Origin of the sequence: Ewingella sp. S1.OA.A_B6 (assembly GCF_049889095.1) — a bacterium.
Classification (GTDB): Bacteria; Pseudomonadota; Gammaproteobacteria; order Enterobacterales; family Enterobacteriaceae; genus Ewingella.
The window spans coordinates 1-11064 of the sequence record NZ_JBLJFK010000022.1 but is presented as its reverse complement, the minus strand read 5'-3'; the positions used below and the strand labels follow the sequence as shown (position 1 = coordinate 11064).

Here is an 11064-nt window from a genome sequence, read left to right as displayed (position 1 = left end):
TTAAGGTTTTACTGAGAAGGATAAGGTCATGCGCCATCGTAAGAGTGGTCGTCAACTGAACCGTAACAGCAGCCACAGACAGGCTATGTTCCGTAACATGGCCGGCTCTTTGGTTCGTCATGAGATAATCAAGACGACCCTGCCGAAAGCGAAAGAGCTGCGTCGCGTTGTTGAGCCGCTGATTACTCTTGCCAAGACAGACAATGTTGCAAATCGTCGTCTGGCATTCGCCCGTACTCGTGATAACGAGATCGTGGCAAAACTGTTTAATGAACTGGGCCCGCGTTTTGCGAGCCGTGCCGGTGGTTACACTCGTATTCTTAAGTGTGGTTTCCGTGCAGGCGACAATGCGCCGATGGCATACATCGAGCTCGTTGATCGTGCAGAGTCACAAGCAGAAGTAGCAACTGCTGAATAATCTGTAGATGCATGAAAAAACCGGGCTTGCCCGGTTTTTTTACGTCTAAATTTTGCCATACACTGCTCAACTCTAATTTTACTTACTTTTGTTTGCTTAGACGTTTTTCCTTGAATCGTGTAAATTCATTTTGCTCTAGGGATACTATGTCCTTACTGATCCGAAAATGGCGATCTGATCGACTTGCCCGGTGTTGAAAAAACTCTTTATTTCTATGACTTTTTCGGCGCGGAATACCATCCCCCAGTTAATGCAAAAACTTCGAGGTCGCTGATATGTATAAAATAGGCATGCTGGCAAAGTTAGCTGATGTCACCACAGATACCATCAGATATTACGAAAAACAGGGGATGATGTCTTGTGGTGAAAGAAGTGATGCAGGTTATCGGCAGTATGCTGATTCGGACTTACGGCGTTTGCGGTTCATTCGATACGCTAAAACAACCGGGTTTACGCTGGATGCAATCAAGGAGTTACTGTCCCTAAGAATTGATCCTGCCCATCATACGTGCCAAGAATCAAAATCTATCGTCGAAAGCAGGCTTGCAGAAGTTGAATTCAAACTGAATGAGCTTCAACGGATGAGGGACTCCTTAAAGCGACTTAGCAATGCGTGCTGTGGTACTTCACATTCTAGTGCCAGTTGCTCTATTCTTGAAGCGCTTGAGGCTGGTGCAGAAAAAGAAAAATGATGAGTTTTCTACACGGTCCGACACTAATGGTGGCCCTATCAGCTGGCTTAGTGACAAACATGTTTAACATGAGGTTATTGTGAGTATATATAAGCATCAAAAGGGTGTTATTCAGGATAACGCGATACATGCTTTATTGCATGATCCACTTTTCCGACAACGTACCGAGAAGAACTTGAAGGGCAAAGGTAGCTATCGCCGTAAAGATAAAAATGGAAAGGGGAATTATCAGGAGGACAGTGCTAAATGTTCGTGTGAGTTTTTAGCACTGTCCTTTGCATTAAAAATCCATCGTAGGATGACTTTTAATGCTAATGCTAATGCTAATGCTAATGAATTCAGTATTTAAAATTTTGGGGTCTGTTGCTGTTTCAACAAATCACGAATCTCAGTCAAAAGCACTTCTTCTGCCGTTGGTTTAGACGGCTCAGCAGGAGTTGCTTCTTCTTTACGGCGCATTTTATTCATTAATCCAACTGCACAGAATATGGCTAAAGCTACAATGAGGAAGTCAAAAATATTCTGAATGAAAATACCGTATTTCATAACGACAGCAGGTACCGTCCCCTGTGCTTCACGTATTACCCAAGCAAATTGTTTGAAATCAACGCCGCCGATAAGTAGCCCTAATGGGGGCATAATGATATCTGCTACCAACGATGAAACGATCTTGCCAAATGCAGCACCGATAATTACACCAACCGCAAGGTCAACAACATTGCCACGCATGGCAAATTCACGAAACTCTTTCATAAAGCTCATAAAATCTCTCCTTGGAAAACCCATAAAGCATATCAAACAAAGTAAAGACCATTTGCAGCATATGCGCTACAAAAATCACCCCTTTGAATATAATCTATTGATAATTATATTAAATAGTAGGTGAGTGTTACAAGAAGAACGGACTTGGCTGGAATAATCTTTCAACGTCGCGAACAAATTTCTTGTCAGTAATAAACATAATCACATGATCACCTTGTTGGATCCGGCTAGTGCCGTTGGCAATAATGACTTCATTGCCTCTGACAATGGCGCCAATAGTGGTTCCCGGCGGAAGTTTTATCTGCTCAACTGTCCTGCCGACAACTTTTGACGTGCTTTCATCACCATGCGCAATGGCTTCAATGGCTTCTGCCACTCCACGACGTAGCGATGACACACTGACAATGTCAGCCTTACGTACATGTCCCAGTAATGCAGAAATGGTGGCTTGCTGTGGTGAAATAGCAATATCAATAACGCTGTCCTGTACAAGGTCGACATAGGCGCTGCGTTGTATCAATACCATCGCTTTCTTTGCCCCCATCCGTTTAGCCAGCATGGCAGACATGATGTTTGCTTCATCATCATTAGTAATGGCTATAAACACATCCACTTGTTCGACATGTTCTTCTGCCAGTAACTCCTGATCAGACGCATCACCATAGAACACGATTGTATCCTGAAGTAGTTCGGCTAATTCTGCTGCTCGCTGTTGGTTTTTTTCAATGAGCTTAACACTGTAGTTTTTCTCAAGGCGATGTGCCAAGCCTGCGCCGACATTACCTCCGCCCACAATCATAATACGCTTATAAGGCTTTTCCAGACGTTGAAGTTCACTCATCACTGCACGTATATGCTGAGAAGCGGCAACGAAAAACACCTCATCACCTGCCTCAATGATGGTCGATCCCTGAGGTCGGATAGGACGGTCCTGGCGGAAAATTGCCGCGACACGTGTTTCGATATGTGGCATATGCTCACGCATGGAAGACAGCGCATTTCCAACCAACGGCCCGCCATAGTAGGCCTTAACGGCGGCGATGCTGACTTTACCTTCTGCGAAATTAACCACCTGTAAAGCACCTGGGTATTCAATCAGCTTATAGATATAGTCAATGACCAGTTGTTCGGGTGATATGAGGTGGTCTATAGGCACCGCTTCCGGGTGGAAAAGTTTTTCTGATTCGCGGATATACTCGGAAGAACGAATTCTGGCAATACGATTTGGTGTATTGAACAAAGAGTAGGCTATTTGACACGCTACCATGTTTGTCTCGTCAGAGTTGGTAACCGCAATCAGCATGTCAGCATCTTCAGCTCCCGCTTCACGCAGAACTCTTGGATGAGACCCATGGCCCTGTACAACGCGGAGATCAAATTTATCCTGCAACTGTCTCAACCGGGTCGTATTGGTGTCAACGACCGTAATGTCGTTGTTCTCACCTACGAGGTTCTCCGCCAACGTTCCGCCAACTTGTCCGGCACCAAGAATTATTATTTTCATAGCCGCTCACTCTTGCCTTAATTCAGTTTGCCCTGTGATTCAAAGCAGAACTATTACGCCGATTTAATCAGTTTAGCGTAATAGAAACCGTCGCCATCTTCAGCATGAGGAAGATTTTGTTTACCCGGAATAGTCAAATCACCGGTTTCAGCTAACACTGCTTCAGGATGTGCTTTGAGGAACGCGACTATTTGTTCGCTATTTTCTGCCGGCAGAATAGAACACGTTGCGTAGACCATCACGCCGCCGGGTTTGAGTCTTGGCCAGATAGCTTCAAGAATTTCGCATTGTAACGCGGCAAGCTCGCTAATATCGCTGTCACGGCGCAACCACTTAATATCTGGATGGCGCCGGATCACGCCAGTGGCAGAGCATGGGGCATCGAGCAAAATTTTATCAAACTGCCGATCGCCAGCCCAGGATTGTGGATCGCGCCCATCGCCTTGCTTAACTTCAGCATTAAGCTTAAGACGTTGAAGATTTTCATGCACGCGAGTCAGGCGTTGTTTATCGACATCTATGGCAAGCACATGAGCTTTAGGTGCAGCTTCCAATATGTGCGTGGTTTTACCGCCTGGTGCACAGCAAAGATCCAAGATCATCTCGCCATCTTGCGGATCAAGAAGATCAACGCTCCCCTGGGCTGAAGCATCTTGTACCGTCACCCAGCCATCAGCAAAACCCGGTAGAGCATGCACCGGTGAGGGTGAGACTAACCGCACTGCATCAGCGTAATTCGGATGAGCAATAGCTTCAATACCGGCTTGTTGCAACAGCGCTAAGTATTCGGTGCGGGTGTGGTGGAGGCGATTAACGCGTAGCCACATTGGCGGCCGCTGGTTGTTGGCTTCAATAATTTGTTGCCACTGCTGTGGATATGCTTTCTTGATGCGGTTAAGCAGCCAACTGGGGTGAAGGTAACGGCTATCGGTATCCCCCAACCGCAGAATCAGCTCATCCTGCTGGCGTTGAAATTGACGCAACACCCCATTTATCAGGCCTTTCAACTGAGGTCTTTTCAGAGCAACGGCACCATCAACGGTTTCGGCTAGCACGGCGTGAGGCGGTATTCGGGTATGCAAAAGTTGGTAAATACCCACCATCAGCAAATAATGCAATGTGCGCTGTTTACCCGTCAGAGGTTTTGCCATCAGCTGTTGCAGACACCATTCTAGTTGCGGCAAAACCCTTAAGGTGCCGAAGCATAACTCTTGCAGTAGGGCGCGGTCTTTATCCGATATGTTCTTTTGAAGTCCTGGAAGAACGGCCGACAGTGACTGGCCCTGATCAAGAACCTGACTGATTGATTTTGCAGCAATGCTGCGGAGATTATAGGCTGTTTTCATAGTCAGAAGGGCTGGTATAGCTCAGCTTAAATAAAAGAAATGGCCCGACGTATTGCCGGGCGTTATCGGAATAGTCAGGCGAAAACAGTGCCTTCGGTAAACCATTCACGACGAGAGTTAAGTATGTCCTGAGCAGACATGGCTTTCTTACCCGCAGGCTGCAACTGAGAAATATTCAAAATTCCGTCTGAAGTAGCGACCTGGATGCCATTTTTTGTTGCGGATATAAGCGTACCCGGCAGCGCCCGGCTCTGTTGTACGAGCACGGTGGCATGCCAGACTTTAACCGGCTGGTCACCGATGAGGAAGTAGCTCATTGGCCACGGATTAAAAGCGCGAATGCAGCGCTCCAACTGGGTGGCTGGTAATGACCAGTCTAAGCGGGCTTCCTCTTTACTCAGTTTTTCCGCGTAGGTTACAAGCGTTTCATCCTGTACTTCGGCATGCGCAGTGCCTGAAGCCAATTGCTCCAGTGTGGTCAGCATACCGACCGGGCCCAGCTCTGCTAGTTTGTTATAGAGATTGGCGCTGGTATCTTTCGGTTCGATGACACATTCGATTTTATGCAGCATATCGCCTGTATCCAGACCGATATCCATCTGCATAATGGTAATGCCTGTATGACTGTCTCCTGCCCACAAGGCACGCTGAATCGGAGCAGCTCCGCGCCAGCGCGGAAGAAGTGAACCGTGTACGTTAATGCAACCTAACTTCGGCATATCAAGTACTGTCTGCGGCAAGATCAATCCGTAAGCCACTACGACCATGATGTCTGCATCCAGTTCAGCAACTAATTGCTGACTTTCTGCAGGGCGCAGGGATTTAGGTTGGAAGACAGGGATATCATGAGTAGCAGCGAGCATTTTAACAGGGCTGGAGGTGAGTTTGTTTCCACGACCCGCAGGTCTGTCGGGCTGAGTGAATACACCGACAACCTGGTGCCCAGACGTTAAAAGCGCGTCAAGATGACGCGCTGCAAAATCAGGCGTTCCTGCAAATATTATTCGCAAAGCTAATTCCTGTTATGAACGAAAAATCAATCAGGCCGAGCGTTCAGTTTGGCCATTTTTTCCATCTTCTGACGGATGCGTTGACGCTTAAGAGGGGACAAATAATCAACAAACAGTTTGCCCACTAAATGATCCATTTCATGCTGGATACAAATAGCCAAAAGGTCATCCGCTTCAAGTTCAAATGTTTTTCCGTCACGATCAAGTGCACGAATCTTCACTTTCTCGGCACGGGGAACCAAAGCGCGCTGATCAGGGATTGACAGACAACCCTCTTCAATACCTGTTTCACCACTTTTTTCAAGCAGTACAGGGTTAATCAAAACCAGACGCTCATCGTGGTTTTCCGAGACATCAATAACGATAATTCGTTGGTGAATGTCCACCTGGGTTGCGGCCAGGCCGATACCTTCTTCGGCATACATGGTTTCAAACATATCATCCACGATTTGCTGAATTTCGGCGTTAACTTCTTTGACCGGCTTGGCAGTAATGCGAAGACGCTCGTCTGGGAAATGTAATATGTGTAATACGGACATAAATTTATGGATCTTTATTCAATTGATTGACGATATATAGACTCTATTCTAGACATTTCCGACTCTGATTGACAGCATCCTCTATTCAATTGAACAAGTAGGCAATGGGCGTTGTGAGGGAACACATTGATGACTAAGCAGGAAGTATGGCTACGTTTATCAGCAGTAAGGCGACTTGATGCAGCGCTTGCTTGCCGCATAGCATATATCATGACTAATGAGGGGATTGGCCAGACTGCTTCACTTGCTGAATCCGGGATGACTGCTGATCAGATCAGCGCATTCTGTCGGGTAAATCACGAGCAGTTACATGCTTCATTGCGCTGGCTTGAGCACGAACATCACTATCTTATTACGATAAAGGATCCGCGTTATCCCACATTGTTAAAACACGTAGCGTCAGCGCCAGTGGTCCTTTTTGTTGCAGGAAATCTCTCCGCCCTTGCTACGCCTCAGTTAGCGATGGTAGGCAGCCGGAAATACACCGGGTATGGCGAACAATGGGCGACCTATTTTTCCGCTGGTTTGGTTAATAGTGGATTCACCATTACTAGCGGATTAGCGCTGGGAATTGATGGAATAAGCCATGAGGCTGCCCTCAATTGCGGTGGTACAACGATTGCCGTGCTTGGCAGCGGGCTTACACGTATTCATCCCCGTCGACATGAACATCTTGCCTGCAGGATTCTCGAACAAGGTGGTGCGCTTGTTTCTGAACTAGAGGTCTGTGCCGCAGCCATTCCTGCCAATTTTCCCCGACGTAATCGAATCATTAGCGGTATGAGTGCTGGCGTGCTGGTGGTTGAAGCGTCATTGCGCAGTGGGTCTTTAATCACTGCGCGTTATGCATTAGAGCAAGATCGTGAAGTGTTCGCACTTCCCGGGCCTATCGATAGCGCAACGAGTGAAGGAACACATTGGTTAATCAAGCAGGGTGCTTATCTGGTCACAGAACCTAACGATATTGCAGAACAGATTGGTAGTGGATTGACCTGGTTATCTACGTTCTCAAGTCCTGAACACAAAGATTTTGTGCCTTCGGAAGCGAAATTTGCCTCAAAGGATATTATTTGTGCAGAAGACGACGAAGTTGAATTGCCATTTACTGATGTGTTGGCTAACGTAGAATATGAGGTGACACCTGTTGACGTCGTCGCCGAACGTGCCGGCCAACCTGTGCCAGAGGTAGTAGGTAAACTACTTGAACTGGAGTTAGCAGGATGGATCGCAGCTGTACCCGGCGGCTATGTCCGAATTAGGAGGGCAGGCCATGTTCGACGTACTAATGTACTTATTTGAGACTTACATTCATAACGAAGCGGAGATGAATGTCGACCAGGATAGGTTAACGGACGATTTGGCTGAAGCGGGATTTCATCGGACTGATATCAACAATGCGTTGAATTGGCTGGAAAAACTTGCTGATCTGCAAGAAGGCGAAACACCATCTCATTTGATGGATTCGGACCCTCTTGCTTTACGAATTTATACTGATGAGGAAGCGAATCGGTTAGATGTCAGCTGTCGTGGTTTTTTATTGTTTCTTGAACAGATAAAAGTATTGAACTTCGATACCAGGGAGATGGTTATCGATCGTGTTATGGCTCTCGACACTGACGATTTTGATCTTGAAGATCTTAAGTGGGTGGTGCTGATGGTGCTCTTTAATATTCCTGGGTATGAAAGCGCTTATCAGCAAATGGAAGAGCTGTTATTTGAAGTTAATGAAGGTTATCTGCATTAGATATAATGGGTAAAGTAGAACGTATGACAAAAGCCGCGCTTTTTGCTGAAAAGCAAAATCAAAACTGTCCAGAATGCGGGGCCGCTTTGGTGATCCGTAGTGGTCGCCATGGCCCCTTTCTTAGCTGTTCTTCGTATCCCGCTTGCCAGTACATTCGCCCTCTGAAAGCACAGGCTGACGGCCATATTGTTAAGGTCCTTGAGGGGCAGTTCTGTCCGAAATGTCAGGCCACGCTGGCTTTGAGGCAGGGTCGTTATGGCATGTTTATCGGTTGCAGCCATTATCCTGAATGCGATCACACTGAGATCATTGATAAACCTGAAGAAACGACGCTTCAGTGTCCTCAGTGCGTGCAGGGATATCTTTTACAGCGTAAATCCAGATTTGGAAAAGTATTCCATGCCTGTGATCGTTATCCCGAATGTCAGTTTGCTATTAACAATACCCCTGTGGCTGGAACATGTATTTACTGCCAGTACCCCTTGTTAATGGAAAAAAGAACGGCGCAAGGCGTAAAGATTTTTTGTGCCAGCAAGTTATGTGGTAAAAGCGCACATATTACAAATAAAGATCAAAATGAATAAAGAGATAGAAAACAATTTTTCAGCCGTGCTGGATGCATTGGATCAACAACTTGTTATCGCTTACCCGACAGAAGCCGTATTTGGTTTGGGGTGTGATCCTGACAGTGAGGCTGCCGTAGACGCTTTATTGGCACTCAAACATCGCCCGCGTGAAAAAGGCCTGATCCTCATTGCTGACAATTATCAGCAACTGCTTCCTTATATTGATGACTCAGCCCTTAGTGCCAGCCAGAGGCAGCATATTTTGTCACAGTGGCCAGGGCCGATAACCTGGGTTATGCCGGCAAAATCAACTACACCAAAGTGGTTAACCGGACAGTTCTCATCTCTCGCGGTCCGCGTTACTGATCACCCTTTGGTCAAGGAACTCTGTCGCAGCTTTGGCAAGCCCTTAGTCTCTACCAGCGCTAATCTGAATGGTCAGCCGCCCTGTCGCTTTGCCGATGAAGTCAGAAAACAATTTGGTCATGATTTTCCCCTATTAGCGGGGAATGTTGGTGGTAGGGTAAACCCTTCAGAGATCAAAGATGCTTTGACGGGACAACTTATTCGCCAAGGTTAAGGAATTTATTTTATGTCTTCTTTTGCTGTATTCGGCAATCCTATTGCCCACAGTAAGTCTCCAAGGATCCATGCTCTTTTCGCTGAGCAAACCGGGATCAACCATATCTATGGCACTGTTCTGGCACCTCATGACGGATTTGAAGAATACCTTCATTCGTTTTTTACAGAAGGAGCCAGTGGTGCAAATATCACTACCCCTTTTAAAGAGCGGGCGTTTGCGGAATCAGACGAACTGACTGAACGTGCATCAATAACGGGTGCGGTGAATACGCTGAAGAAGCTTGATGATGGTCGCCTGTTAGGAGATAACACAGATGGCATTGGCATGCTCAGTGATCTTATGCGGCTAAATATGCTCAACAAAGATGAGCGTATTTTGCTGGTGGGCGCAGGAGGTGCGGCGCGTGGTGTGATATTGCCACTGCTTTCACATCAGTGTCAGGTTATTGTCACGAATCGCACCTATGGTCGGGCAGAACATTTGTGCCACATTTTTGAGAGTAAAGGGGATATTCGGGCACTACAAATGGATCAACTCGATAACGAAAAATTCGATTTGATCATCAATGCTACAGCTTCAGGAATTAAGGGCGAGATCCCGGAATTGCCTGCCTCATTGCTGAATGCGCAAACCCGTATTTATGATATGTACTATCAGGCCGGGGACACCTCTTTTATTGTTTGGGCGAAGCGCCATGGCGTCGTTCATTATGCCGATGGTTTAGGAATGCTGGTGGGACAAGCTGCCCATGCGTTCAATTTGTGGCACGGCGTCATGCCAGATATCGAACCGGTTTTACTTCAACTTAAACGAGATTTACAGAGTTGAACTAAGAGACTGCACAATCGTCTCATGAAGTTAGGCCATATCAGTTTCCTGATTTGGCCACATGATTCTTCTATATATCAGATAGCGCTTACTTCTGATTGGCATCGCTCAGGTACAAATCTTTCCATTTGACGTAATTGTTGGATGAATAGGTGAGCCCAGCAATTTCATCCGTGGTCAGTTCACGAATCTTTTTGACTGGGCTGCCTAAATAGAGGTAACCACTTTCTAGCCTCTTGCCTGGCGGCACCAGACTGCCAGCGCCGATCATGACGTTATCCTCAATAATCGCCCCATCAAGCAAAATAGATCCCATCCCTACGAGAACGCGATCCCCTATAGAGCAGCCGTGCAACATTGCCTTATGGCCGATGGTAACGTCGTCTCCGATAATGAGGGGAAAACCTTGAGGGTTGTGACTCGACTGATGTGTAACATGTAATACGCTACCGTCCTGGATATTTGTTCGGCAGCCTATTACGACATTATTTACATCGCCGCGGATAGTAACGAGCGGCCAGATGCTGACATCGTCAGCCAGATCCACATCGCCAATAATAACGCTGGAGGGATCGACCATGACGCGTTCACCAATTGAAGGTGTTAAATTCTGATAGGTACGTAAAGGACTAAACATAACGGAGTTACCTCGAGTGGGATACCTTAATCCTTTGGGCAATATAGCTTTTGCCAGAAGGATTACAAACTTACCTCATACAGGTTCGACGAGTAAATGAACGGATCGTGCAAGATCACAACGAAAGGGTGGAAAAATACGCAGTCGATCCTTTTATTGGAAAAAAGGCTTGTAGAAAAAAATCGGATCCCTATAATGCCGCTCCATCGACAGGGAACAACGTGAACAACATCACGGAGTAACCGGGTCGGAAAGACTAAAAACAGCGGCAACCGAATGAAATAAACGGTTGACACTGAAAGAGGAAGGCGTAGTATACGCCACCTCGAGTTGCCAAGCGAAAGCCGTAACTCACTGCTCTTTAACAATTTATCAGACAATCTGTGTGGGCACTCACAAGACGATATCAGCCACCTCGGTGGCAAAATAATATCA

Annotated in this window: 13 protein-coding genes and 1 pseudogene; 8 read left to right on the top strand and 6 right to left on the bottom strand. The window is 46.6% G+C overall.

Going from position 1 to position 11064, the window contains the following annotated elements:
* Nucleotides 1-28 precede the first annotated feature (28 nt).
* From rplQ to ACMV8I_RS20940, 3 genes and pseudogenes are all read left to right on the top strand, one after another.
* Nucleotides 29-418 (top strand): 50S ribosomal protein L17, encoded by a 390-nt coding sequence (gene rplQ / locus ACMV8I_RS20950; RefSeq protein WP_034793661.1) that lies wholly within the window; start codon nucleotides 29-31, stop codon nucleotides 416-418.
* 275 nt (nucleotides 419-693) lie between these two features.
* Complete coding sequence (zntR, locus tag ACMV8I_RS20945; protein ID WP_498867111.1) at nucleotides 694-1110, top strand: Zn(2+)-responsive transcriptional regulator; 417 nt, start codon at nucleotides 694-696, stop codon at nucleotides 1108-1110.
* 79 nt (nucleotides 1111-1189) lie between these two features.
* A pseudogene (locus ACMV8I_RS20940) lies at nucleotides 1190-1387 on the top strand (alternative ribosome-rescue factor A); the annotation flags it as partial.
* Nucleotides 1388-1455: 68 nt separating this feature from the next.
* Here the strand turns inward: ACMV8I_RS20940 and mscL are convergent.
* From mscL to def, 5 genes are all read right to left on the bottom strand, one after another.
* Nucleotides 1456-1872, bottom strand: a complete 417-nt coding sequence (mscL, locus tag ACMV8I_RS20935) for a large-conductance mechanosensitive channel protein MscL (RefSeq protein WP_498867110.1) — start codon at nucleotides 1870-1872, stop codon at nucleotides 1456-1458.
* Between the two features lie 127 nt (nucleotides 1873-1999).
* On the bottom strand, nucleotides 2000-3376 hold the full coding sequence (gene trkA, locus ACMV8I_RS20930) for a Trk system potassium transporter TrkA (protein ID WP_498867109.1): 1377 nt from the start codon (nucleotides 3374-3376) through the stop codon (nucleotides 2000-2002).
* Between the two features lie 53 nt (nucleotides 3377-3429).
* Nucleotides 3430-4722: a 16S rRNA (cytosine(967)-C(5))-methyltransferase RsmB gene (gene rsmB, locus ACMV8I_RS20925; RefSeq protein WP_498867108.1), complete on the bottom strand. Its 1293-nt coding sequence runs from the start codon at nucleotides 4720-4722 to the stop codon at nucleotides 3430-3432.
* 74 nt (nucleotides 4723-4796) lie between these two features.
* The gene (gene fmt / locus ACMV8I_RS20920; RefSeq protein WP_498867107.1) at nucleotides 4797-5732 is read right to left on the bottom strand and encodes a methionyl-tRNA formyltransferase; all 936 of its coding nucleotides are present in this window, start codon (nucleotides 5730-5732) and stop codon (nucleotides 4797-4799) included.
* A gap of 26 nt (nucleotides 5733-5758) precedes the next feature.
* A complete protein-coding gene (def, locus tag ACMV8I_RS20915; protein ID WP_498867106.1) occupies nucleotides 5759-6271 on the bottom strand; it encodes a peptide deformylase in 513 nt (170 codons plus the stop codon).
* A 129-nt stretch (nucleotides 6272-6400) separates the two neighbouring features.
* On the opposite strand from def, the gene dprA reads away from it, so the two are divergent.
* Genes dprA through aroE form a run of 5 tightly spaced genes read left to right on the top strand, consistent with a single transcriptional unit; the run spans nucleotide 6401 to nucleotide 9992 of the window.
* Nucleotides 6401-7570 carry a DNA-protecting protein DprA gene (gene dprA, locus ACMV8I_RS20910; RefSeq protein ID WP_498867105.1) on the top strand — a complete coding sequence of 390 codons (1170 nt, stop codon included), beginning with the start codon at nucleotides 6401-6403 and terminating at the stop codon, nucleotides 7568-7570.
* Nucleotides 7542-8015, top strand: a complete 474-nt coding sequence (locus ACMV8I_RS20905) for a DUF494 family protein (RefSeq protein ID WP_498867104.1) — start codon at nucleotides 7542-7544, stop codon at nucleotides 8013-8015. The genes dprA and ACMV8I_RS20905 overlap by 29 nt, the downstream gene beginning before the upstream one ends.
* A 23-nt stretch (nucleotides 8016-8038) precedes the next feature.
* The gene (locus ACMV8I_RS20900) at nucleotides 8039-8599 is read left to right on the top strand and encodes a DNA topoisomerase family protein (protein WP_498867103.1); all 561 of its coding nucleotides are present in this window, start codon (nucleotides 8039-8041) and stop codon (nucleotides 8597-8599) included.
* Nucleotides 8592-9161, top strand: coding sequence for an L-threonylcarbamoyladenylate synthase type 1 TsaC (gene tsaC / locus ACMV8I_RS20895; protein WP_498867102.1), 570 nt, complete (start codon nucleotides 8592-8594; stop codon nucleotides 9159-9161). Before ACMV8I_RS20900 ends, tsaC begins: the two co-directional genes overlap by 8 nt.
* Nucleotides 9162-9173: 12 nt before the next feature.
* Entirely contained in the window at nucleotides 9174-9992 is an 819-nt protein-coding gene (aroE, locus tag ACMV8I_RS20890) for a shikimate dehydrogenase (protein ID WP_498867101.1), read from the top strand.
* A gap of 88 nt (nucleotides 9993-10080) precedes the next feature.
* Here aroE and ACMV8I_RS20885 read toward each other — a convergent pair whose 3' ends face one another.
* Nucleotides 10081-10629 (bottom strand): gamma carbonic anhydrase family protein, encoded by a 549-nt coding sequence (locus tag ACMV8I_RS20885; RefSeq protein WP_498867100.1) that lies wholly within the window; start codon nucleotides 10627-10629, stop codon nucleotides 10081-10083.
* Between the last annotated feature and the right edge of the window lie 435 nt (nucleotides 10630-11064).

Excerpts from the sequence above, each read along its gene's own strand:
- ACMV8I_RS20905 (WP_498867104.1), top strand. The coding sequence starts at position 7,542 with ATGTTCGACGTACTAATGTACTTATTTGAGACTTACATTCATAACGAA.
- mscL (WP_498867110.1), bottom strand. The coding sequence starts at position 1,872 with ATGAGCTTTATGAAAGAGTTTCGTGAATTTGCCATGCGTGGCAATGTT.
- rplQ (WP_034793661.1), top strand. The coding sequence starts at position 29 with ATGCGCCATCGTAAGAGTGGTCGTCAACTGAACCGTAACAGCAGCCAC.
- ACMV8I_RS20900 (WP_498867103.1), top strand. The coding sequence starts at position 8,039 with ATGACAAAAGCCGCGCTTTTTGCTGAAAAGCAAAATCAAAACTGTCCA.
- zntR (WP_498867111.1), top strand. The coding sequence starts at position 694 with ATGTATAAAATAGGCATGCTGGCAAAGTTAGCTGATGTCACCACAGAT.
- ACMV8I_RS20885 (WP_498867100.1), bottom strand. The coding sequence starts at position 10,629 with ATGTTTAGTCCTTTACGTACCTATCAGAATTTAACACCTTCAATTGGT.
- trkA (WP_498867109.1), bottom strand. The coding sequence starts at position 3,376 with ATGAAAATAATAATTCTTGGTGCCGGACAAGTTGGCGGAACGTTGGCG.
- aroE (WP_498867101.1), top strand. The coding sequence starts at position 9,174 with ATGTCTTCTTTTGCTGTATTCGGCAATCCTATTGCCCACAGTAAGTCT.
- tsaC (WP_498867102.1), top strand. The coding sequence starts at position 8,592 with ATGAATAAAGAGATAGAAAACAATTTTTCAGCCGTGCTGGATGCATTG.
- dprA (WP_498867105.1), top strand. The coding sequence starts at position 6,401 with ATGACTAAGCAGGAAGTATGGCTACGTTTATCAGCAGTAAGGCGACTT.
- def (WP_498867106.1), bottom strand. The coding sequence starts at position 6,271 with ATGTCCGTATTACACATATTACATTTCCCAGACGAGCGTCTTCGCATT.
- rsmB (WP_498867108.1), bottom strand. The coding sequence starts at position 4,722 with ATGAAAACAGCCTATAATCTCCGCAGCATTGCTGCAAAATCAATCAGT.